The organism is Peribacillus sp. S4, assembly GCF_046715815.1.
Classification (GTDB): Bacteria; Bacillota; Bacilli; order Bacillales; family DSM-1321; genus Peribacillus; species Peribacillus frigoritolerans.
Window position 1 is genome coordinate 167,501 of sequence record NZ_CP175708.1, and the last position, 21,802, is coordinate 189,302.

Consider the following 21,802-nt stretch of genomic DNA (forward strand, 5'->3'; position numbering starts at 1 on the left):
GGGCTGTTCGCCCATTAAAGCGGTACGCGAGCTGGGTTCAGAACGTCGTGAGACAGTTCGGTCCCTATCCGTCGCGGGCGCAGGAAATTTGAGAGGAGCTGTCCTTAGTACGAGAGGACCGGGATGGACGCACCGCTGGTGTACCAGTTGTCTTGCCAAAGGCATAGCTGGGTAGCTACGTGCGGACGGGATAAGTGCTGAAAGCATCTAAGCATGAAGCCCCCCTCAAGATGAGATTTCCCATGGCGCAAGCTAGTAAGATCCCTGAAAGATGATCAGGTTGATAGGTCAGAGGTGGAAGCATGGTGACATGTGGAGCTGACTGATACTAATAGATCGAGGACTTAACCAACGCTTTTTAAAAAATGAAATACCTTCTTATTATCTAGTTTTGAAGGAACAACGTTCCTTTTATGTTTGGTGGCGATAGCGAAGAGGTCACACCCGTTCCCATTCCGAACACGGCAGTTAAGCTCTTCAGCGCCGATGGTAGTTGGGGGTTTCCCCCTGTGAGAGTAGGACGCCGCCAAGCTGTTCATTTAAATCTTTAATGGGTTTTAGGAAACATTATATTATTCCGCAGTAGCTCAGTGGTAGAGCATTCGGCTGTTAACCGAACGGTCGTAGGTTCGAGTCCTACCTGCGGAGCCATATGCTTCCATAGCTCAGTAGGTAGAGCACTTCCATGGTAAGGAAGAGGTCAGCGGTTCGAATCCGCTTGGGAGCTTCCCAATCTATCTATGAACAAAAAAACAGTTCGGCCCGTTGGTCAAGCGGTTAAGACACCGCCCTTTCACGGCGGTAACACGGGTTCGAATCCCGTACGGGTCACCATTTTAAATCATTAATCCGGAGGATTAGCTCAGCTGGGAGAGCATCTGCCTTACAAGCAGAGGGTCGGCGGTTCGATCCCGTCATCCTCCACCATTTTATTCTTTACTTGCCGGTGTAGCTCAACTGGTAGAGCAACTGACTTGTAATCAGTAGGTTGGGGGTTCAAGTCCTCTTGCCGGCACCATTTACAACCATATATTGCGGAGGGGTAGCGAAGTGGCTAAACGCGGCGGACTGTAAATCCGCTCCTTCGGGTTCGGCAGTTCGAATCTGCCCCCCTCCACCATTTTAATAAAATCCTGTGGATCAGTTATATATTCTCTGTATTGGGGAAATATATGATTACCACCTTTTTATTTTGTTGTACATTAATCATTCATATCATATATTGGGCTATAGCCAAGCGGTAAGGCAACGGATTTTGATTCCGTCATGCGAAGGTTCGATCCCTTCTAGCCCAGCCATTTGCGGAAGTAGTTCAGTGGTAGAATACAACCTTGCCAAGGTTGGGGTCGCGGGTTCGAATCCCGTCTTCCGCTTAATATATTTTAAATTCCTTAGGGGCCTTAGCTCAGCTGGGAGAGCGCCTGCCTTGCACGCAGGAGGTCAGCGGTTCGATCCCGCTAGGCTCCACCATCAACTACATACACCAAAACTTACGTCTTAAGCCAAAAATGGTTTAAGACTTTTTTTTGTTTAAGGCATAGTTGGGTAAACTAATCCCCAGAAAGATATTTTTTCACAAAAAACATATGTTATCGGAAAACGTGCATCTTTATACATGGAAATGTCGAGTTGAACCAATTGGCATATACGATATAAAATGGTGGAAAGGGGGAATTGTATGTCTATTCAGAAAATTTCCGTCATCGGATTGCCCATGGACCTTGGTCAAGCAAGGCGAGGGGTGGATATGGGACCTAGTGCCATCCGCTGCGCAGAGATTGTCGAGCGTCTTGAAAAGTTGAATATAGAAGTAGAGGATTTAGGGGATATAATTGTAGGGCGTCCTGAAAATGCAGATGAGCCCGGGACAAATTTAAAAAACTTACAGCTTGTAGCAAAAGGTAATACCCAGTTAGCTACAAGAGTTGATGAAATAATAGAAGAAGGTTCCTTTCCGCTTGTATTGGGAGGAGACCATTCAATAGCGATAGGCACACTGGCAGGAGTCGCAAAGCACTATGAGAATCTAGGTGTGATTTGGTACGATGCACATGGCGATTTAAATACGGAAGATACTTCACCATCAGGAAATATACACGGGATGCCCTTGGCTGTCAGTATTGGGATTGGCCATCCGGACCTGATTAATATACATGGTTTTGCTCCAAAAGTGAAACCGGAAAACATCGTAATCATTGGAGCGAGGTCATTGGATGAAGGGGAAAAGGAACTTATCCGTGAGAAAGGGATTAAAGTATTCACGATGCATGAGATCGACCGGTTGGGAATGACACGGGTCATGGAAGAATGCATTGATTATTTAAGGGAAAGAACGGATGGCGTCCACCTTTCACTGGATTTGGATGGAGTGGACCCAGCAGATGCACCCGGAGTCGGGACCCCGGTGATTGGTGGTATAAGTTATCGGGAAAGTCATTTGGCCATGGAAATGCTTGCGGAATCCAACTTGATTACATCCGCTGAATTCGTTGAAGTGAATCCCATTTTAGATGAGCGAAATAAAACGGCAATCGTTGCCGTGGCCTTAATGGGTTCGCTATTTGGAGAAAAATTATTATAACTAATAATTAAAAGAAACAGTAACCGGCTTGTAATGGGTTACTGTTTTTTATATGCTAGAAGACGTAGGTTTATTTACCAGGGTGTATGTAACAGAAACATATCTATAGATAAATGGTTGCAATTTTCTATCCATGCTCACTTGAGAGCACGTCTGTCCATGAGATCTTCATTTTTAGTCAAATGGATGTATTGAATGATTAAAGAATCCAGTTTGCTGCTAACTTCAATAACTTCATTATCCACCATGGAAGAACGGGAAGCCAAAAACATCATTTTCTGTCTGCATTGTTCAATATGGTCTAAAATTTGTTCAGTACTCATATAGAGAATCACTCCTTTGGATTTTACAATTTCTTACTATATAGCCCTGTTTTTTTTTTCTTAAACATAAAATGTAAAACTTTGTTAAAATTAATGTATTAAATTTTTGAAACCTTTCAGCTTACGATTCGTAGTAATCGTATAGCCGCATGAGCGGGGGTAATACCGGAAAATGGATGCACTCATTAAAGAGAGAATTAATCAAGTATTAAAAGGAGACCATAATGCCTTTGGTGAAATTGTCGAAATTTACAAGGACAAAGTTTTCCAAATATGTTTCAGGATGCTCGGAAACAGGCAAGAAGCAGAAGATTTGGCTCAAGAGGCCTTTGTAAGGGCCTACGTGAACATTCGAAGTTTCAATATAACAATGAAATTTTCTACATGGTTATATCGGATTGCGACCAATCTTTGTATTGACCGGCTTCGCAAGAAAAAACCGGACTACTATCTGGATGCAGAGGTGGCAGGAACAGAGGGATTGAATATGTATTCCCAAATTGCATCGGATATGGCGAAACCCGAGGAAGAGGTTGAATCATTAGAACTGCAGGAAACCATTCAAGTGGAAATAATGAAATTGCCCGAGAAATACCGATCGGTAATCGTATTGAAGTATATTGAAGAGTTATCTCTAAAGGAAATCAGTGAGATACTCGATTTGCCGGTCGGTACGGTTAAGACGAGGATACATCGCGGTCGCGAAGCCTTGCGTAAACAACTACGCCATTTATAAAAAGAAGGTGAGAAAAATGAACTGCCATGAGGAAATCATTGAATATATGCATGATTATTTAGATGAGGACATCAAACCGGAGCATAAAGAAGTTTTACGGGAGCACTTGCATGACTGTGCTGAATGCCGGGATTACTTTCATGAAATGAAAAAGGCGGTCGCTCTTGTACAAAGCACTTCCCATATAAAGGCCCCGGATGATTTTACAGCGAAGGTTATGGCTCAATTGCCAAAGGAAACGAAAACAACAGGTGCCAAACGTTGGTTCAAAAGCCATCCTTTCATGACAGCGGCAGCGATGTTCATCATATTGATGACAGGATCTGTTTTTTCCACTTATAATCAGGACGAACATTTTTCAGTTTCAAAGCAGCCTAACTTAGTGGTCGAAGGTGAAACGGTTATTGTGCCTGAGGGTGAGACAATCAAGGGAAATGTGGTAGTTCAAAATGGTAATATTCAAATAGATGGTGAAGTAGAGGGAGATGTGACAGTCATAAATGGGCATAAGTATATGTCTAAAGCAGGTAATGTGACCGGAAGCATCTATGTTATTGACCAAGCTTTTGAGTGGATGTGGTATAAAGTGAAGGACACTGCAACCTCGTTGGTTCCTGCCAAAGAGGAGAAAAAGGAATAAGGAATAGAAGCTGGGCAGGGGCATCGTTTTTGATTTGCGATGACTTCGCCCAGCTTTATTTTTTAAAGGAAGGGGAACCATTTTTAATGGTTCTTTTTTCCTGTGTAAATTTCTCACACTAGTTTTTAGATGAATCATTTAAAAAATGGTATACTATTAAGGTTATTGTAAATAAAGATTGTTATTGGTATTTGGAGTAATACTGACTGGAGGAAACAACATGTCTTTAACCAATTTGACTGTTTGGGACTATGTAGTAAATTTCATTGATATTCTCCTTGTATGGTTTGTGATATATAAATTGTTAACTATTATTCGAGGCACGAAGGCTATTCAGCTGCTAAAAGGAATTTTTGTAATTGTCATTGTAAAAAGCTTAAGCAACCTGTTTGGTTTCAATACACTCGGATGGTTAATGGCACAAGTCATGAATTGGGGAGTATTGGCAATTCTCGTCATTTTTCAACCTGAACTGAGAAGGGCACTTGAACAATTAGGACGCGGGAAGCTCTTTGCAAGGGGCACCGTTCCAGAAGAGAATCAGCAAGAGCGTTTAGTCGAGGAAATCCTAAAGGCGTCCACCTATATGGCAAAAAGGCGGATTGGTGCCTTGATTACGATAGAAAAAGGTACGGAGCTGGGAGATTATGTTGAAACGGGGATACCCCTGAAATCCTATATTTCTTCAGAACTGCTCATTAATATCTTCATCCCTAATACGCCGCTCCATGATGGTGCAGTTATTTTACAAAATAACCAGGTGGCAGCTGCCGCTTGCTATTTGCCATTATCAGAGAGTCCATTCATATCAAAGGAACTTGGCACACGGCATAGGGCAGCCATAGGCATGAGTGAAGTTACGGATAGTCTGACGATTGTCGTATCAGAAGAAACGGGAGGAATATCCGTCACTAAAAACGGGGAACTTTACCGGGATTTGAATCAAGAATCATTTAGGGCCATGCTTACAAGTGAACTGGTAGTGGAAAATATCAAATCAACTTCCTCAAGCATCTTTAACTGGAGGGGGAAAAAGAATGGATAAATTCACCAATAGCGCTTGGTTTATGAGAATCGTAGCTTTTGCCTTGGCAGCACTTTTGTTCATTTCCATTAACTTTGAGATGGAGTCGGATAAAAAATCCCTTGGTTTATCGACTGCCCCTGAAATCAGTACGGAGACCATCGAAAATGTACCGGTTGAAGTGTACTATGACCGTGAGAATCTAGTGGTGAGCGGGGTGCCTGAAACAGTTGATGTTACTCTAAAGGGAGCAAAAAGCCTATTGATTAATGCGAAAAACCAAAGGGATTTTAAAGTGTATGTTGACCTTTCTGATCCTGCAATCTCAATGGGGGACAGAACTGTCACATTTAAAATAAGTGATTTGAATGAAAAGTTAGTGGCGACGATCGATCCGGAATATGCGGAAGTCAACGTTCAGGAACGGGTGACGAAGGAATTCTCCGTTGAGGCCGAGTATAACAGCTCTTTACTTGAAGAGGGGTATACAGCCGGTCAGCCAACAGTCAGCCCGAAAACTGTTAAAATAACGGGTGCTAAAGATGCAATTGAACAAATTTCCTATGTAAAGGCAAACCTTGAAATAAGTAAGGGACTTAACGAAACGGTGAACAGCAAGGCGACCGTTAAAGCCTTGGACAGGGATTTGAATAAGCTGGATGTGACGATCGAGCCATCTTCTGTTGCCGTTTCCTTAAAAGTGAGCATTCCTTCCAAGACGGTGTCGATAGCACCGAAGCAAACCGGCAAGGCAAAGGATGGAATCAGGATCACGAGTATAAGTGTCGATCCAAAAGAGGTCACCTTATTTGGTTCGGAAACGAGCCTGGAGAAAATAGATGAAATAAATCTTCCTGTAAATATCTCGAAAATTGATGGTGATACAGAACTGGAACTCGATCTTAATAAACCGGATAGTGTACAAAAAATGTCCTTGGGTAAGGCGCAGGTCAAGATTCGTACAGAAAAAGTTGATGTAGATGAAGAGAATGCAGAGCCAGTCGTGGAAGAGGAAGAACCAGAAACCGAACAAAAACAAGAAGAACAAGTAGTTGAAGAAAAACCAGAACCAGAAGAAGAAGATGAACCGGCTGCCATTGAGTCCAAAACTTTCAATAATATACAAATAGTTCCTGTGGGCATACGGGATGACCAAGATGCCGAATTGGAATCCGATGTAACCAGCATCACTTTGCTTGGTGAGGCGGATGATTTGAAGAAAATAACTAAAGACGACATTAATCTTACAGTAGATGTGAGTAATTTAGATGAAGGTACGCATGATGTGGATCTGGCGGTAACAGTGCCTGAGGGAGTGGAATGGGAGCTGGATTCTAAAACGGTTTCGGTCACCATCACACAAAAAGACGAAGAGACATGACCTTCCTTTAACATCATCATTAAATTCAGTAACGATTCGAAGAAGGAGCGATAAAGATGGGTAAATATTTTGGAACAGACGGAGTAAGGGGTATAGCGAATAGCGAGTTAACACCGGAGTTGGCATTTAAACTAGGCCGTTTTGGTGGCTACGTTCTTACTAGAAATACAGAAAAACCCAAAGTGCTTATAGGGCGCGATACTCGTATTTCAGGTGAAATGCTGGAAGGTGCGCTTGTTGCAGGTCTTTTATCCATTGGGGCTGAAGTGATGCGCCTGGGTGTCATTTCGACACCGGGAGTAGCCTATTTAACAAAGGCCTTAAGTGCTGAAGCAGGTGTCATGATCTCCGCTTCGCATAATCCGGTAGCGGATAATGGCATTAAATTCTTTGGACCGGATGGATTTAAGTTATCCGATGATCAAGAAGCGGAAATTGAAGCACTATTAGATAAGGAAAAGGATGAGCTTCCACGTCCGGTTGGCGGAGATTTAGGCCATTTGAATGATTATTTCGAAGGAGGGCAAAAGTATCTCCAGTATTTGAAACAATCAGTGGATGAAGATTTTACAGGCATTCATGTTGCTCTTGATTGTGCACATGGGGCTACATCTGCCTTGGCCATGCATTTGTTTGCAGATCTTGATGCAGACATCTCTACAATGGGGGCATCGCCCAATGGCTTGAACATTAATGATAAGGTAGGTTCCACCCACCCTGAGGCACTTGCTGAATTCTTAAAAGAAAAAGGTGCGGATGTTGGGCTTGCATTTGATGGCGACGGAGACCGCGTCATTGCAATAGATGAAAAAGGAAATATAGTGGACGGCGACCAAATCATGTATATCTGTGCGAAATACTTGAAAGATAATAACCGTTTGAAACAGGGAACAGTGGTTTCTACGATCATGAGCAACCTTGGTTTTTATAAAGGTCTTGAAGAGCATGGTATACAAAGCGCCCAGACGGCAGTGGGGGATCGCTATGTGGTCGAGGAGATGCGTAAAGGCGGCTATAACCTTGGCGGAGAGCAATCCGGACATATCATCTTCCTGGACTATAACACGACAGGAGATGGCTTATTGACGGGCTTGCAGCTTGTGAACATCATGAGCGACACCCAAAAAACCTTATCCGAGCTCGCTGGCGAGATGAAGAAATATCCACAAACGCTGGTCAATGTCAGAGTAACCGATAAGCACGCAGTAACAGATAATGAAAAGGTACAGGAAGTCATCAAGGCAGTCGAAGGGGAAATGAACGGAAACGGCCGCATTTTGGTGAGACCATCCGGTACTGAACCTCTAGTCCGTGTTATGGCTGAAGCACCGACAGCTGAGGAATGCACTAATTATGTAGAGCGCATCGTCGCAGTTGTAAGAGCGGAAATGGGAATGAACGAATAACTAATCCTATGCATAAAAGGAACGAAATTTCCTTTTATGCATATTTTTATAAAGAAGTCTTTTTTGTTGGTAAAGGTAATTAAGAATTGACCTATGTCCCTTGTTTAAGGTATGATTATCCTGATTTACAACTCACTTTCTAAAAATGGTTGTTTTAAAAAGGAGGGTAGGCAAGGAGAGAATGGATTCACAAAAGCGCCTGAACTAAGTCTGGACGAGAAATGACTTAGTTGACGAGGAGGAGGTTTATCGAATGATCGGCGGATACCTCCCGGCTGAAGTGCACAGCCGCAATAATTCCAATCTTAAAACAGTAGGGCAACTTACTGCACAAAGGGTCGGAAATGCACAATGGGAAAAAGTGCTTTAGGGCATTTCCTTTATAAAAATATATATCAGAGATGAGGGGGCAGGGATGCCCCCGTGCATTCCTGTTCCCTCGAATCGGTTGGAGGAACAGAAATTATGTGTGGAATTGTTGGATATATTGGACTTAACGATGCAAAGGAAATTTTATTAAAAGGTCTTGAAAAACTTGAATACCGCGGTTATGACTCTTCAGGGATTGCTGTGAGAAATGAAGCAGGAGTGACAATCTTTAAGGAAAAGGGAAGAATAGCGGACTTACGAGCAGCCGTGGATGAAAATACTATGGCGCATACCGGAATTGGACATACGCGCTGGGCTACACATGGTGTGCCAAGCCGTGAAAATGCCCATCCTCACCAAAGTAATTCAGGTCGATTGACTTTAGTTCATAATGGTGTCATTGAAAACTATGCGATTCTAAAACGTGAATATTTGAAGGATGTTGCCTTTAAAAGTGAAACGGATACGGAAGTCATCGTTCAACTCATAGAGAAGTTCGTGAACGAGGGTATGGAAGTGGAAGAGGCGTTCCGTCAAACACTCACTCTATTAGAGGGTTCATATGCCATTGCCCTATTGGATGCTGAAAATGATGAAACCATCTTAGTCGCCAAAAATAAAAGCCCGCTGCTGATCGGTGTCGGAAAAGACTTTAACGTTGTCGCTTCGGATGCAATGGCGATGCTGCAAGTCACAGATCAATTCCTTGAACTGATGGATAAGGAAATGGTTATCGTGACAAATGAAAAGGTAACGATCAAGAACCTTTCCAACGAAGAAGTCATGCGTGCTCCTTACACGGCTGAACTGGATGCAAGTGATATTGAAAAAGGTACGTATCCTCACTATATGCTCAAGGAAGTCGACGAGCAGCCAGCCGTAATACGTAAAATCATTCAAGCATACCAAAATGAAGAAGGTAAACTTGCAATCGACTATAACATTACTGAAGCCGTAAGTGAGGCTGACCGTATTTATATCATCGCTTGCGGAACCAGCTATCATGCAGGGTTGATTGGTAAGCAATTCATCGAAAAAATGACTGAAATTCCGGTTGAGGTCCATGTGGCATCGGAATTCACTTACAATATGCCGTTATTATCGAAAAAACCGCTATTCATCTTCATTTCACAAAGTGGTGAAACTGCAGATAGCCGTGCCGTGTTAGTGTCCATCAAAGCGCTTGGTCATAAAGCCCTGACCATCACGAACGTACCTGGCTCTACATTGTCACGTGAAGCGGATTATACGCTCTTGCTGCATGCTGGTCCTGAAATTGCCGTAGCCTCCACAAAGGCCTACACAGCCCAAGTGGCAGTCTTATCCATCTTGGCGAATGTAACTGGCCAATTCCGTAACATGGAGTACGGTTTCGACCTTGTAAAAGAGCTTGGAATCGTTGCGACGGCTATGGAAGCACTATGTGATTCGAAAGAAGAGATGGAAGACATCGCCCGTGAATATTTGTCCGTTACGAGAAACTGCTTCTTCATCGGCCGTTCTCTTGACTACTATGTTGTACTTGAAGGGGCCCTTAAGCTGAAGGAGATTTCTTACATCCAGGCGGAAGGCTTTGCTGGCGGAGAGCTTAAACATGGAACGATTGCCTTGATTGAAGAAGGTACACCTGTCATAGCCCTTGCTACTCAAGCAGGCGTCAACCTAAGCATCCGTGGTAATGTGAAGGAAGTGGTTGCCCGTGGCGCCAACCCTTGCATCATTTCCATGAAGGGTCTGGAAGAAGAGGATGACCGTTTCGTCATCCCTGAAGTGAATGAACTATTAACACCCCTTATCTCTGTTATCCCGCTGCAGCTCATTGCCTACTATGCAGCCTTGCACCGCGAATGTGACGTGGATAAACCGCGTAATCTCGCGAAAAGTGTAACGGTTGAGTAAGTTGGAATGAATGCAATGTAGATTATAAAAAGTTGCGAAGCTTTACCCCTTTGGCTATGATTAGCCAAAGGGTATTTTTTATGTTTAAAACAACGAGAACCTCTCAAGTTGACAAGTGGATTAGAAGACCGAGGTAATATGAATCGGTGTGCAGTGTAATATAATCTATCAGATTCATCAGTAGGTAGTCATGGCATCCATTAGAGCAATGTTAATGATCTTCCTATGATGCATTGTTGAAAGAAACCCATATTGGCATTAAATTTAGGTGATGTTGAAAATGAAGTCTTCATAAAAATTTTTTTATTTAGGAGAGAATAGCATGGAAGTCTTTGCAGAATTTTTAGCGAATATTGATAACCCGCAACATAGGGAACGAACGGAAGAGGTCCTGGCTTGGGTAACTAAGATATTTCCAAATCTAATGCCGAAGATTGCGTGGAATCAGCCTATGTTTACCGATCATGACACATATATTATTGGCTTTAGCGTAGCCAAACATCATTTGGCTGTTGCCCCTGAAAAGGCAGGGATCGATCACTTCTCTGATGAAATCGTGCAGGCTGGCTATGATCACACCAAGCAGTTGGTACGTATCAAGTGGGACAGTCCGGTTGATTACTCATTACTTGAGAAAATGATTGAGTATAATATTTTTGATAAAGCAGACTGTTCAACTTTTTGGCGGAAATAAAAAAAGATTATTAAGGGTGAAAACCAACAAATAGATTAAAAAACAGCTGCCATTGTAGCTGTTTTTTATTCCTATGATTTTAAATAAACTTCAAAATGACAAAATCTTTTACGAAATAGGAAGCAGAATGGTGAAGGTCGTTCCCTTTTCGAGTTCGCTTTTCACGGATATGTTCCCTTCATGCATCTCTATAATCTTTTTCACGATGGATAGTCCTAAACCGCTGCCGCTTTTTGAGCGTTCCCTTGCAAGGTCGGCTTTATAGAATCGCTCGAATATATGGAACTGGTCGGTTTCGGAAATGCCGATTCCATTGTCGGATATCGTTATGGATGCCTGGCTATCAATCTGTTGTAATCGAATCGTGATCTTTCCGCGATGGCGGGTGAATTTGATGCTATTGTGTATTAAATTTGTCCATACTTGGCTCATCAAATCCTGGTCTGCCACTATTGGAATCTTTTCCAAGGCTATGTCCAATTCGAGTTCTTTTTCCAACCAAGCGGGTTCACAAGCCAAAATAATGGTCCGTATTTGCTGATCCAGCCGGAAATCTGTCCTTTCAAAAGGATGATGCTCGGATTCAAGGGATGTAAGCTTTAGAAGGTTATCACTTAATTTGGATAATCTCCTGCTCTCTGTCTCTATTATATGAAGATAATGATTTCGTTCTTCGATTGTCAGCTTATTAAATTGAAGTGCTTGGGCAAATCCTACAATGGAGGTAAGGGGCGACTGTATTTCATGTGAGACGTTAGAGATGAACTCCTGCCGCATTTCTTCCATTTGCTTCAATTGTTTGGCCATGTGATTGAAATGGTTAATGATATCGGTCATTTCGTTTCTCTTGTCCATATTAAAATCCAGTTGTACATTATAATCGCCATTTGCTATTTTCCTTAAGGCATCTATGATTTCGAGGTATATATTTACCCGTTTATTATGATGGATAGCATGGATAAGGCGACCAATTAATATCATGATTGCGATGCTTGTCACGATTGTAGCCAGATACCGAACATAATTGGTTAACCTTAAGGGCAAAAGCTCAATGATATAGTACCCGGCGGAAAAGGAAATTGAAATAAACGTTACAAAAAACAGCATGCCAAGCATTTGTTTGAAAAATCGATTGCCTCTCATCTCGTTATCTCCAAACGGTAGCCCAATCCCCAAATCGTTTTAATCCGGAAGGGGAATTCCGATTCAGGAAACCGTTCCCTCACTCTTTTTATATGAACATCGACAGTTCGTTCATCCCCTTCATAATCATAGCCCCAAATGTCTTCGATAAGATCTTCCCTGGAAAAAGTTTTTCCGGGATAGCTTGCTAATTTAAATAGCAATTCGAATTCTTTTAATGGAATCGTATATTCCTGTTCTTTGAATGACATTTCATGCGTGTTACGATTCATCTTTAATTCGCCGATATTTAATGTTTGTGAAATAGTGATTTTATACCGTTTTAATAATGCCTTTATTCTAAGAACCAATTCGATCGGTTCAAATGGCTTTACAAGATAATCATCTGCCCCAAGCCCGAATCCTTTTACTTTTTGTGTTGTTTCCCCTTTTGCAGTCAGCATTAAAATGGGGATATCACTAAATTCCCGTAACTCTTTGCATAATTGCCATCCATCCATGTTAGGCATCATAATATCGATGACTGCCAAATCGATTTTCACTTTTTCCATTACTTTCAATGCTTGCATTCCATCTGACGCTTCATATAGATCAAAGCCTTCTTTTCTTAACAACAGGTTTATAAGTTCGCGAATATGTGCATCATCATCGACTATCAATATTTTTGTCATCCTTCTTCTTTCCTTTCGGCGAATTAGGCCAGTTCAAGCTTGTGCAACTGCTGTTCAGCAAATTCGCGATATAATGAGTGCGTATTATATAGCTCTTTATGTGTTCCGCTGCCTGTTATTTTCCCTTTTTCAAGGAAGATGATTTGATCCGAACCGATAACGGTCGATAGGCGGTGGGCGATGACTATTGTTGTTCTTCCTTTCATTAAGTGATTTAATGCCTGTTGAACCACTTTTTCTGATTTGCTGTCCAGGCTGGAGGTAGCCTCATCCAGCATTAATATTTTCGGGTTTCTTAAAAATGCTCGGGCGATTGCAATTCTTTGTCTTTGACCGCCTGATAATTTCATGCCCCTTTCACCGACCTCTGTATCATATCCGTTCGGAAGCTCAGAAATGAATTGATCTGCATACGCCATTTTAGCCACTTGATTTAATTCATCATCTGTTATATCCCGATTGATGCCATAACAAATATTATCCCGAATTGTACCGGATACAATCGGGCTTTCTTGTGAAACATATCCAATCTGGCTTCTCCATGAAAGCAGTGTGAAATCATTTATGGATGTCCCGCCTATGGATATGGATCCTTCCTGTGGTTTGTAGAAACGCTCGAATAATGAAAAAAGGGTCGTTTTTCCGCTGCCGCTTGGGCCGACTATTGCAGTGACCTTACCGGCCTCAACGTTAAAGCTTATATCTTTAAGTACCTGTTCTCCATTATTGTAACTATAGTTCAGGTGATCCACGCTGATGGATTGACTCATATTTTGAACGTGCTGCTTCGCATCTTCTTCCTCCACAGAATCCAGAATGGAAATGATGCGCTCTGTTGCACCCGTTGCTTTTTGGAATTGTGTAAAGAAACTGGCCAATTGAGCCATTGGCATGATTATTTGGAAAAGATACATGATGAAAGCAACTAAAGCCCCAGCAGTCAGTGCTCCTGAAGAAACACGCATTCCTCCATAACCTAAAATCAGGACGAGTAATGCCATCATGACAAAACTCATTAGCGGCGCAATCAACGCTTGGATTTTTGCCTCTTTCAATCCGAATTGAAATAATTTCTGGATTCCTTTTTGGCCATTTTGATATTCCAAAGCTTCTGCATTTGATGCTTTAACAAGACGTATTTCCGTTAGAACCTGCTGAAGGACTGCGGTGAAGCTTGCTGTCTCGTCCTGCATCCCTTTTGATATTTTGTGCATTTTTTTCCCTAACGGCATTAATATCAAAACAGAGAGCGGAATTGCAGTGAACATCAATAATGTCATTTTCCAATCCAGTACGAATAACACGATCATGGAACCTACGATGGAAATGATTCCTGTAACGAAATTAGAGAGATGTTCAGAGATTAATCCCTTCACTACAGTTGTATCATTTGTCATTCGGCTGACTGTTTCCCCCGATGGATGATCATCAAAATAACTCACGGGTAATACAAGTAATTTTTTCCATAGTTGATCGCGGATACCTGCCACTACGGATTGACCGATCCGATTTAATAAATAGATGGAAAATCCACTGGCCAATGCTTGAACAATGATGGCAACAACGAGAAGTGTGATTCTTTCAGCGTTTAGTGAACTGACTGAAAAATCATTGATTAGATTTTTTGTGAATAATGGGACTAATAAAGCTACACCTGTTGTGCCTAGGCTTAATGCTAATGCAATCCCTATCATTAGTTTGGAAGGCTTCGTTTGTTGAACCAATCGAATGAACTGGCGCCATCCTTTTTGTTTTTTTGCTTCTGACATATGTAAATACATCCTTTCTCGATTTTCATTACAGAGAAGTATATAAAGAAGTTATGAATTGAATATGAACGAGTTTTAGTTATTCCACGAAAATTTTGGTGAACCTTTTCTGAATGATAAATTTGCAAAAATATGGCAGACACTTAAAATAGTGTTTGCTTTTTTTCATGAAGATACAAGGAAATTAAATATTCGATGGTTAACGGTAAGGAATATGTGTAAGGATCTCAAGTTTATGACTGATAGGTAAAAAGATATAGTGATATCTTGATTTTAAATAATAAATACCTATATAAGCTAAAAACTTGCCGGTTTTAACCGATTAAATATGGAGATACAAAAAACAGTACAAGTTAGGTGGAAAAAATGATTATTTTGAATGAGTCGATTGTGTCGCCAATTCTTCTAAAGGTGTTAGAGGAACAGCAAATCCCAGTATTGGAACAAGGTCAGTGGGGAGACACATTAACATCAGAAAAGCTAAACATTCAAAAGGATACAGAATTTTTCAAGTCCATGGAAAAGGACAAAAGAATTCTTACAAACTCTGAAAATGGAATAACACTACTAGGGCATTTTCAACCGGATAGCAATGAATACTTTTGGTCAAAGTTATTGAAGGATAAGAGCCAGGTGCGAAATTTGACGAAATCTTTATATCCTGATTTCTATTTCCAAGATATCGATTTATCCATGATAAGTGAGCTGGATATAAATCAAATACCGTTTCCGGTAGTTATCAAACCCAATATTGGCTATTCCAGTGTAGGTGTGCACAAAGTCAAGAATGAACAGGATTGGTATATAGCCGTGAACCAGCTTAAAGCCGATTTACTTCATTCGGGTGGATTATATGATTCAGAAGTGGTCGGGTCCCAGACCGTTTTGATAGAAGAGTGGATTCAGGGTGAAGAGTATGCCATTGATGGTTATTACAATCAAGATGGTGAACCGGTCATTTTGAATGTGTTCAAACGATCATTCAAGGATGATTACGATACTTCCGATCGAATTTATTATACTTCGAAGTTGGCCATTGATGAAATCTATCATGATGCATTGAAGTTCATGAAGAATATCCAAACGGTCCTTCCGCTTAGGAATTATCCTGTACACTTTGAAATCCGCAAAAAGGGAAGCCGGGTGATACCCATCGAAATCAATCCCCTGCGTTTTGCTGGGGCGGGTACAACGGATCTAGGTTACCATGCCTATGGAATGAATATGTATGAACATTATTTTTCAGGAACGAAACCCGATTGGAATCGGATATTGGAAGAGATGGACGATCGAATATATAGCTTTTTCTTTGCAGAGGTTCCGCTTGAAATAAATCTGGAAGATGTTGCACGTATTGATCATGATGGACTTCTTCATGAATTCGAACATGTTTTGGAATATAGGCAGCTTCCTTTTCAAAATGACCGGAGCATGGCCATCATCTTTTATAGAAGTGAGGATTTGAATGAAAATCTCCAATTGCTTCATTTGGATTTAATACCATATTTGACTATAAAACACCTGGTTTTCAACTAAGGGGGGCATGGAAATGAGATTTTCAAAGCTGAATCCTAAAAAATCTCTATTGGCAAAACTATTCTTGTTTTACATTATTCATTTCGTGATTTTCGCAGGGGCCATGGGCCTTTGCTTTTCCTATATTACTAATAAAATGATCAATGAGAATGTCCTTCCGCAATTCGATGATCGCCTTTCTGAAAATGCCCACAGTTTAGCAGCGAGCCTCAATCCCACTTTGATAAACAAGGCTTCCGAACGGGGCGAAGAGATTAAGCGGAAACTGGATGCCTTTGTTGAAGATAAAAAGGGAATTGAATATGTTTATGTTTTGAAGCGGGAGAATGATGCCGACATGATTGTAGCCTTGAGCGGCAGCGATGACTATATGGTGGAATCCCCCTTCACACCGGAACAGGCAAAATCGATAAATGGAAGCGTAGACGTCTTGAGTGAAATATATAAAGATAAGTGGGGAACACATAAGTCGTACTTTACGCCAATCGAAGGAACGGACGCGATTGTCGGAATCGATATGGATGCAAGCTTCATTGATGAATTGAAAAGCACAATGATATTCTATAATATCTTATTTCTTGCAAGTGCCGTTATATTGGGTGTGCTATGCGCCGTTGTCATCGGGAAAAAGATTTCGGGACCCGTCAATGAACTTGTTGGTTACACGAATGAAATGGCAAAAGGGGACTTAAGTAAATCGATTCCCGTTGGCAGAGAGGATGAGATTGGCGATCTGTCAAATGGATTCGAAGATATGAGATTAAGTTTGTCCCATATTATCCAGAATGTCCGTGAACATGCCCAAACGATGAGTCAAACGACAGTTTCCATTCAGCAATCCTTTGAAGAGATGGTGGAATCCTATGGCCAGATAGTGACGGGGACAACGGAAGAAGCAAAGGCTTCGGAAGAACGTGCCCATCATATTGACCGGATTTCCAATATGATCAGTGACTTAACGGATACGATCCGTTTAATGAACGAGCAAACGAATGAAATGAATGAATTTACGATGCATGCAAATACACTTGCTGAGCAAGGGAGTAAACAAGTGCAAGATGTAACGAGCCAGATGGATAAAATCATGGAAAACGGCCAAGCGAATAAAGCCAATTTGGTGAGCCTGGAAGAGGATGTAGTGAAGATAAATGAAGTGATTGGCTTAATAAGGGTGATTGCTTCCCAAACGAACCTGCTGTCCCTGAATGCATCCATAGAAGCGGCACGGGCGGGTGACGCTGGCAGAGGTTTTGCCGTAGTCGCTCAAGAGGTGCAAAAATTGGCTGTGCAAACCGATGAATCCATCGATATCATTTCAGAATCGATCATGCGGATTAATGAACAAACAGCCAAAGTTATCCAAAATAATGATGAGAGTTTTCAGGATATACTAAATGGTGTTTCCTTAGTGGAAAACAATGGCGAGATTTTCAATAAGATATTCGAATCCGTAGAGAAATTGCTGAAAGGCACAGAACAATTGGCCGCCCATTCGAAAAAAATCAATGAGTCTTCGGATGAAAGCCTGGCATCCATACAGGAAATTGCGGCGATTTCCGAAGAAGGAGTCGCAACAACGGAGCAAATCTCGGCAGCTGCCATTCAACAAAGTACCATAATGGCTGGATTGAAGGAACAAAATGAAGATTTAGCAAAAGAATCGGCGATTTTAGAAGAAATGGTGGAAAAGTTCATTACGGAAAAATAAATATTTGATGTAAACATCTACAAAGACCTTTCTTAATTTTGTTTACGGGAGGTTTTTGGAGACAAAATGGGTTCTATCTGAGTTTTTAAACATAGTTGATTGGTACGGAAGGTACGAGACTTCTGCGGGAAAGCGCGCCGAGGGAGGACCGCCCGGAGAGGAAATCAACGTTCCGTTTTACACTCCCTCAAAAAAATGTAGAAAATATCGAGTTTATCTACACTATGAAACCTCTTTAAATTAGTAAACGAGAGGTTTTTGTTTGGATGAATGTATGTATGTAAGAGTTCATGTGTAATAGATAGAGTCACTTTCATTACTGCTTTTTTTTATAGAATTTAGAGAGTATTAAAAATTGCTGGAAAAAAGTTTCCCCAAACTATTTGCAATCGCTACCATTTAATGTTATGCTTAGTCTTAATTATTTTTGTTCGGTACTAAGGATACTAAAAGTACTACTTTTCGTTTTCGATGATGACTTAGAGCAAGGATAGTAATACATTGTGCTTAGATGCACTAGGAGGCAACAACAATGGAACAAGGTAAAGTAAAATGGTTTAACGCAGAAAAAGGTTTTGGATTCATCGAACGCGAAAACGGAGACGACGTATTCGTACATTTCTCAGCTATCCAAAGCGAAGGTTTCAAATCTTTAGACGAAGGCCAAGAAGTTACTTTTGAAGTAGAACAAGGTCAACGCGGACCTCAAGCTTCTAACGTTCAAAAAGCATAATTTCGATAACAAAAAAAGACGGATCCTTTTTAAAGGGTCCGTCTTTTTTTGTTTTGTGAAAATACATAACAAAAAACCCTGCTAAACGATAAGCAGGGTAAATGGTACAAGTAAAGTAAAACGCTTAAAAAGGTTTGACTAAGTATATCATAGTTTTTCTATAAAATACTAAATTAAATATATTATACGTATCAAGGTAACGATAGGTAATTACTGAAATCATTGATTGAAGGGGCGTAAAGGAATTTGTCCCTTCTTTTTTTTGCTTGAAGATCAGGGAAGAGGGCAGCATGACCTTTTTGTTAGCAAAAGGGGAAACAAAAAAACGATGGCCCACATATAAAAACATATGGGCACTTTCATTAATTTCTTTGGGAAGGGGAAAAGATTCTTATACATTCAAATATGGATTTGAATATTCAGGGAATTGTGTTATATTATAATCAAACGAAGATTTGAATGAGAGGTGTGAGAAGATGACGGAACTGAAAGATATATGTGATGTTCACCTGCATGATGAAGTGAAGGTCAATCGCATTCAAGGGGAAATGACCCAGGTGGATATATCCAGCATGTCGAAGCTGTTTAAGGTTATAGGCGATGAAAATAGGGCGAAGATAGCTTATGCGCTCTGTACGGACGAGGAATTGTGTGTGTGCGATCTGGCCAATATCATTGGTGCTTCGATGGCGACGACGTCACATCATCTTCGTACCCTTTATAAACATGCAATCGTAAAATATCGAAAAGAAGGTAAGTTGGCTTTTTATTCTTTGGATGATCACCATATTAAGCAATTGATTCTCATTGCATTAGAACATCAGCAGGAGGTAAGGGTCGATGGCTGAATCCCCAATGAAAACATATCGTATCCAGGGTCTATCCTGCACGAATTGTGCGGCTAAATTCGAGAACAATGTCCGTGAACTAGAGGGTGTGAAGGATGCCAAAATCAACTTTGGCGCCTCGAAGATATCGGTACAGGGCAGCACGACCATTGAACAGATTGAAAAGGCGGGAGCTTTCGATAACCTGAAGATCCGCGGTGAACAGGAACAGGCAACTCAAAAGGAACCATTTTGGAAGCAAAAAGAAAATATTAAAGTGGTGTTTTCGGTTATCTTATTGCTGGTCAGCTGGATATTTGATAAGCGATATGCTGATGGAAGCATCATGCCGGTAATCGGTTATGCGGCTGCAATCATAGTTGGAGGATATTCATTATTTGTCAATGGTTTGAAAAACCTTGTAAGGCTTCGCTTTGATATGCACACCCTTATGACGGTTGCCATCATCGGGGCGGCCGTGCTTGGTGAATGGGGCGAGGGCGCGACCGTCGTCATTCTATTTGCGATAAGTGAAGCATTGGAAAAATATTCGATGGATAAGGCGCGTAATTCCATCGAATCATTAATGAACATCGCACCTAAAGAAGCTTTGATCCTTAGAGGGCATCATGAAATGATGGTTGCTGTTGATGAGGTTGAAGTGGGCGACATCATGATCGTTAAACCTGGTCAAAAGCTTGCAATGGATGGCCGGATCATGAAGGGCGCCTCGACACTTAATCAAGCAGCTATTACTGGTGAATCCGAGCCGGTTTTTAAAACGGTTGAGGGTGAAGTATTTGCCGGAACCCTAAATGGTGAAGGGCTGCTCGAAGTGGAGGTCACGAAGCGGGTCGAGGATACGACGATTGCAAAAATCATCCACCTTGTTGAAGAAGCACAGGCCGAAAAGGCTCCTTCCCAAGCCTTCGTGGATAAATTCGCAAAATTTTATACGCCGGCCATCATGCTCATTGCCCTGGGCATTGCGGTATTACCCCCGATCGTGATGAACGGGGATTGGAGTGAATGGATTTATCGGGGATTGGCTGTACTGGTTGTCGGCTGTCCTTGTGCTTTGGTCATTTCTACGCCCATCGCCATCGTGACAGCAATCGGAAATGCTGCGAAACATGGTGTGCTGATTAAAGGCGGGGTCCATTTGGAGGAAGCGGGAGCCTTAAAGGCAATCGCGTTTGATAAAACGGGTACTTTAACAAAGGGCGTACCTGAGGTGACCGATTTCAAAATGTTATCTGATGTGTTGAATGAACAGGACGTGCTGGCTATCGCCGCTGCTTTAGAAAGCAGATCACAGCATCCCCTTGCCACGGCCATTCTTCAAAAGGCGGAAACCTACGATGTGGACTATCATTCTTTATTGGTAGAGGATTTTACTGCAATCACCGGTAAAGGGATAAAAGGGAAAATCAATCAAGAAATCTATTACATTGGTAAACCCCACCTTTTTGTGGAAGAGGCAGGTTTCGTTTTCTCTGATGATGTGCTTAAATTAATCAGCGGCTATCAAAATACAGGGAAAACGGTGATGGTGCTTGGCGATCAAGTGAAGCTCCATGCACTCATCGCGGTGTCTGATGAAATAAGGGAAAGCAGTAAGGAAGCCATTCGGAAACTGCATGCTTTGGGCATTGAAAAAACGATCATGCTGACTGGCGATAATATCGGAACGGCAAAAGCGATTGGAGCGGCAGCTGGCGTTCATGAGATTGAGGCGGAGCTATTGCCGCAGGATAAATTGACCATTATCAAACGATGGAAACAAAAATACGATCGAGTGGCCATGGTAGGCGATGGTGTCAATGATGCTCCGGCCTTGGCAGCTTCCACGGTAGGAATCGCAATGGGAGGGGCGGGCACTGATACAGCCCTTGAAACAGCCGATATTGCCTTGATGGGTGATGACTTATCGAAGCTGCCTTATACAATCCGCCTAAGCCGCAAAACATTAAAAATCATTAAGCAGAACATCACGTTTTCATTGGTGATTAAAGTCCTGGCCTTATTATTGATAGCGCCGGGCTGGTTAACACTTTGGATGGCGATTTTTGCCGACATGGGTGCGACGCTATTAGTTACATTGAACAGTCTTAGGTTATTGAGAATAAAAGAATAGAATAATATGGGCTCCCTGGTGCATCTTAAGGTGCACCAGGGAGCTTTTATTTTGAGCTTTCCAATTGTTTCATGTGAAACTTTGAAAAAATAGTCGGTTGTCATATTTTTTGTTGAAAGTAAAAGGAAGTCCAATAAAAACACTTTGCTAAGGGCAGCAACCTTTATGCAAGCGATGCCTGGTATACTACAATGTGGCTCGCTTTTAGGCAGCATGACAGTTTGT

At 41.6% G+C, this 21,802-nt stretch carries 17 protein-coding genes, 9 tRNA genes and 2 rRNA genes (1 of these 28 only partly in view); 24 read left to right on the top strand and 4 right to left on the bottom strand.

Features of this window, described 5'->3' with window-relative positions; genetic code table 11:
* The 12 genes from ACJ9PY_RS00935 to rocF all read left to right on the top strand — a co-directional run.
* Positions 1 to 352, top strand: a 23S ribosomal RNA gene (locus tag ACJ9PY_RS00935); it begins 2,581 nt to the left of the window's first position.
* 64 nt (positions 353 to 416) lie between these two features.
* Positions 417 to 532 (top strand): 5S ribosomal RNA (gene rrf / locus ACJ9PY_RS00940).
* A 44-nt stretch (positions 533 to 576) separates the two neighbouring features.
* Positions 577 to 651: transfer RNA gene (locus ACJ9PY_RS00945), tRNA-Asn, on the top strand.
* 3 nt (positions 652 to 654) lie between these two features.
* A tRNA-Thr gene (locus ACJ9PY_RS00950) sits at positions 655 to 727 on the top strand.
* A 32-nt stretch (positions 728 to 759) separates the two neighbouring features.
* Positions 760 to 834, top strand: a tRNA-Glu gene (locus ACJ9PY_RS00955).
* A gap of 17 nt (positions 835 to 851) precedes the next feature.
* A tRNA-Val gene (locus ACJ9PY_RS00960) sits at positions 852 to 927 on the top strand.
* Between the two features lie 15 nt (positions 928 to 942).
* A tRNA-Thr gene (locus ACJ9PY_RS00965) sits at positions 943 to 1,018 on the top strand.
* An 18-nt stretch (positions 1,019 to 1,036) separates the two neighbouring features.
* Positions 1,037 to 1,120 (top strand) — tRNA-Tyr (locus ACJ9PY_RS00970).
* Positions 1,121 to 1,223: 103 nt separating this feature from the next.
* Positions 1,224 to 1,298 (top strand) — tRNA-Gln (locus tag ACJ9PY_RS00975).
* A gap of 3 nt (positions 1,299 to 1,301) precedes the next feature.
* Positions 1,302 to 1,373 (top strand) — tRNA-Gly (locus tag ACJ9PY_RS00980).
* A 21-nt stretch (positions 1,374 to 1,394) separates the two neighbouring features.
* Positions 1,395 to 1,470: transfer RNA gene (locus tag ACJ9PY_RS00985), tRNA-Ala, on the top strand.
* 208 nt (positions 1,471 to 1,678) lie between these two features.
* Positions 1,679 to 2,581 carry an arginase gene (rocF, locus tag ACJ9PY_RS00990; protein ID WP_057276360.1) on the top strand — a complete coding sequence of 301 codons (903 nt, stop codon included), beginning with the start codon at positions 1,679 to 1,681 and terminating at the stop codon, positions 2,579 to 2,581.
* Between the two features lie 137 nt (positions 2,582 to 2,718).
* On the opposite strand, the gene ACJ9PY_RS00995 is transcribed toward rocF, so the two are convergent.
* Positions 2,719 to 2,904 (bottom strand): aspartyl-phosphate phosphatase Spo0E family protein, encoded by a 186-nt coding sequence (locus ACJ9PY_RS00995; protein ID WP_048685725.1) that lies wholly within the window; start codon positions 2,902 to 2,904, stop codon positions 2,719 to 2,721.
* A 172-nt stretch (positions 2,905 to 3,076) separates the two neighbouring features.
* On the opposite strand from ACJ9PY_RS00995, the gene sigW reads away from it, so the two are divergent.
* The 7 genes from sigW to ACJ9PY_RS01030 all read left to right on the top strand — a co-directional run bounded on the left by sigW (position 3,077) and on the right by ACJ9PY_RS01030 (position 11,053).
* Entirely contained in the window at positions 3,077 to 3,640 is a 564-nt protein-coding gene (gene sigW, locus ACJ9PY_RS01000; protein WP_048685727.1) for an RNA polymerase sigma factor SigW, read from the top strand.
* Positions 3,641 to 3,656: 16 nt separating this feature from the next.
* The gene (locus ACJ9PY_RS01005; RefSeq protein ID WP_098866070.1) at positions 3,657 to 4,280 is read left to right on the top strand and encodes an anti-sigma factor family protein; all 624 of its coding nucleotides are present in this window, start codon (positions 3,657 to 3,659) and stop codon (positions 4,278 to 4,280) included.
* A 220-nt stretch (positions 4,281 to 4,500) separates the two neighbouring features.
* Positions 4,501 to 5,325 carry a diadenylate cyclase CdaA gene (gene cdaA, locus ACJ9PY_RS01010; protein WP_034304935.1) on the top strand — a complete coding sequence of 275 codons (825 nt, stop codon included), beginning with the start codon at positions 4,501 to 4,503 and terminating at the stop codon, positions 5,323 to 5,325.
* Positions 5,318 to 6,685, top strand: a complete 1,368-nt coding sequence (locus ACJ9PY_RS01015; protein ID WP_063574535.1) for a YbbR-like domain-containing protein — start codon at positions 5,318 to 5,320, stop codon at positions 6,683 to 6,685. The genes cdaA and ACJ9PY_RS01015 overlap by 8 nt, the downstream gene beginning before the upstream one ends.
* A gap of 56 nt (positions 6,686 to 6,741) precedes the next feature.
* On the top strand, positions 6,742 to 8,091 hold the full coding sequence (gene glmM / locus ACJ9PY_RS01020) for a phosphoglucosamine mutase (RefSeq protein ID WP_063574534.1): 1,350 nt from the start codon (positions 6,742 to 6,744) through the stop codon (positions 8,089 to 8,091).
* Between the two features lie 465 nt (positions 8,092 to 8,556).
* Entirely contained in the window at positions 8,557 to 10,359 is a 1,803-nt protein-coding gene (gene glmS, locus ACJ9PY_RS01025) for a glutamine--fructose-6-phosphate transaminase (isomerizing) (protein ID WP_034304927.1), read from the top strand.
* Between the two features lie 322 nt (positions 10,360 to 10,681).
* Positions 10,682 to 11,053, top strand: a complete 372-nt coding sequence (locus tag ACJ9PY_RS01030; protein ID WP_411739341.1) for an iron chaperone — start codon at positions 10,682 to 10,684, stop codon at positions 11,051 to 11,053.
* A gap of 108 nt (positions 11,054 to 11,161) precedes the next feature.
* On the opposite strand, the gene ACJ9PY_RS01035 is transcribed toward ACJ9PY_RS01030, so the two are convergent.
* Genes ACJ9PY_RS01035 through ACJ9PY_RS01045 form a run of 3 tightly spaced genes read right to left on the bottom strand, consistent with a single transcriptional unit; the run spans position 11,162 to position 14,648 of the window.
* Positions 11,162 to 12,196: a sensor histidine kinase gene (locus ACJ9PY_RS01035; protein WP_268938276.1), complete on the bottom strand. Its 1,035-nt coding sequence runs from the start codon at positions 12,194 to 12,196 to the stop codon at positions 11,162 to 11,164.
* On the bottom strand, positions 12,193 to 12,867 hold the full coding sequence (locus ACJ9PY_RS01040) for a response regulator transcription factor (RefSeq protein WP_034304920.1): 675 nt from the start codon (positions 12,865 to 12,867) through the stop codon (positions 12,193 to 12,195). Before ACJ9PY_RS01040 ends, ACJ9PY_RS01035 begins: the two co-directional genes overlap by 4 nt.
* Positions 12,868 to 12,890: 23 nt before the next feature.
* A complete protein-coding gene (locus tag ACJ9PY_RS01045; RefSeq protein WP_411739342.1) occupies positions 12,891 to 14,648 on the bottom strand; it encodes an ABC transporter ATP-binding protein in 1,758 nt (585 codons plus the stop codon).
* Positions 14,649 to 15,002: 354 nt separating this feature from the next.
* On the opposite strand from ACJ9PY_RS01045, the gene ACJ9PY_RS01050 reads away from it, so the two are divergent.
* The 5 genes from ACJ9PY_RS01050 (at position 15,003) to ACJ9PY_RS01070 (ending at position 21,577) form a co-directional block, all read left to right on the top strand.
* A complete protein-coding gene (locus tag ACJ9PY_RS01050; protein WP_411739343.1) occupies positions 15,003 to 16,172 on the top strand; it encodes an ATP-grasp domain-containing protein in 1,170 nt (389 codons plus the stop codon).
* A 13-nt stretch (positions 16,173 to 16,185) separates the two neighbouring features.
* Positions 16,186 to 17,880, top strand: coding sequence for a methyl-accepting chemotaxis protein (locus ACJ9PY_RS01055; protein ID WP_411739344.1), 1,695 nt, complete (start codon positions 16,186 to 16,188; stop codon positions 17,878 to 17,880).
* Between the two features lie 532 nt (positions 17,881 to 18,412).
* Positions 18,413 to 18,613 carry a cold-shock protein gene (locus tag ACJ9PY_RS01060; RefSeq protein ID WP_034304915.1) on the top strand — a complete coding sequence of 67 codons (201 nt, stop codon included), beginning with the start codon at positions 18,413 to 18,415 and terminating at the stop codon, positions 18,611 to 18,613.
* Positions 18,614 to 19,089: 476 nt separating this feature from the next.
* Positions 19,090 to 19,461, top strand: a complete 372-nt coding sequence (locus tag ACJ9PY_RS01065) for an ArsR/SmtB family transcription factor (protein WP_057276349.1) — start codon at positions 19,090 to 19,092, stop codon at positions 19,459 to 19,461.
* A complete protein-coding gene (locus tag ACJ9PY_RS01070) occupies positions 19,454 to 21,577 on the top strand; it encodes a heavy metal translocating P-type ATPase (RefSeq protein WP_063574527.1) in 2,124 nt (707 codons plus the stop codon). Before ACJ9PY_RS01065 ends, ACJ9PY_RS01070 begins: the two co-directional genes overlap by 8 nt.
* Positions 21,578 to 21,802 lie beyond the last annotated feature (225 nt).

Excerpts from the sequence above, each read along its gene's own strand:
- ACJ9PY_RS01070 (WP_063574527.1), top strand. The coding sequence starts at position 19,454 with ATGGCTGAATCCCCAATGAAAACATATCGTATCCAGGGTCTATCCTGC.
- ACJ9PY_RS01045 (WP_411739342.1), bottom strand. The coding sequence starts at position 14,648 with ATGTATTTACATATGTCAGAAGCAAAAAAACAAAAAGGATGGCGCCAG.
- ACJ9PY_RS01065 (WP_057276349.1), top strand. The coding sequence starts at position 19,090 with ATGACGGAACTGAAAGATATATGTGATGTTCACCTGCATGATGAAGTG.
- sigW (WP_048685727.1), top strand. The coding sequence starts at position 3,077 with ATGGATGCACTCATTAAAGAGAGAATTAATCAAGTATTAAAAGGAGAC.
- ACJ9PY_RS00995 (WP_048685725.1), bottom strand. The coding sequence starts at position 2,904 with ATGAGTACTGAACAAATTTTAGACCATATTGAACAATGCAGACAGAAA.
- ACJ9PY_RS01005 (WP_098866070.1), top strand. The coding sequence starts at position 3,657 with ATGAACTGCCATGAGGAAATCATTGAATATATGCATGATTATTTAGAT.
- ACJ9PY_RS01015 (WP_063574535.1), top strand. The coding sequence starts at position 5,318 with ATGGATAAATTCACCAATAGCGCTTGGTTTATGAGAATCGTAGCTTTT.
- ACJ9PY_RS01035 (WP_268938276.1), bottom strand. The coding sequence starts at position 12,196 with ATGAGAGGCAATCGATTTTTCAAACAAATGCTTGGCATGCTGTTTTTT.
- ACJ9PY_RS01060 (WP_034304915.1), top strand. The coding sequence starts at position 18,413 with ATGGAACAAGGTAAAGTAAAATGGTTTAACGCAGAAAAAGGTTTTGGA.
- ACJ9PY_RS01055 (WP_411739344.1), top strand. The coding sequence starts at position 16,186 with ATGAGATTTTCAAAGCTGAATCCTAAAAAATCTCTATTGGCAAAACTA.
- rocF (WP_057276360.1), top strand. The coding sequence starts at position 1,679 with ATGTCTATTCAGAAAATTTCCGTCATCGGATTGCCCATGGACCTTGGT.
- cdaA (WP_034304935.1), top strand. The coding sequence starts at position 4,501 with ATGTCTTTAACCAATTTGACTGTTTGGGACTATGTAGTAAATTTCATT.
- glmM (WP_063574534.1), top strand. The coding sequence starts at position 6,742 with ATGGGTAAATATTTTGGAACAGACGGAGTAAGGGGTATAGCGAATAGC.
- ACJ9PY_RS01030 (WP_411739341.1), top strand. The coding sequence starts at position 10,682 with ATGGAAGTCTTTGCAGAATTTTTAGCGAATATTGATAACCCGCAACAT.
- ACJ9PY_RS01040 (WP_034304920.1), bottom strand. The coding sequence starts at position 12,867 with ATGACAAAAATATTGATAGTCGATGATGATGCACATATTCGCGAACTT.
- ACJ9PY_RS01050 (WP_411739343.1), top strand. The coding sequence starts at position 15,003 with ATGATTATTTTGAATGAGTCGATTGTGTCGCCAATTCTTCTAAAGGTG.
- glmS (WP_034304927.1), top strand. The coding sequence starts at position 8,557 with ATGTGTGGAATTGTTGGATATATTGGACTTAACGATGCAAAGGAAATT.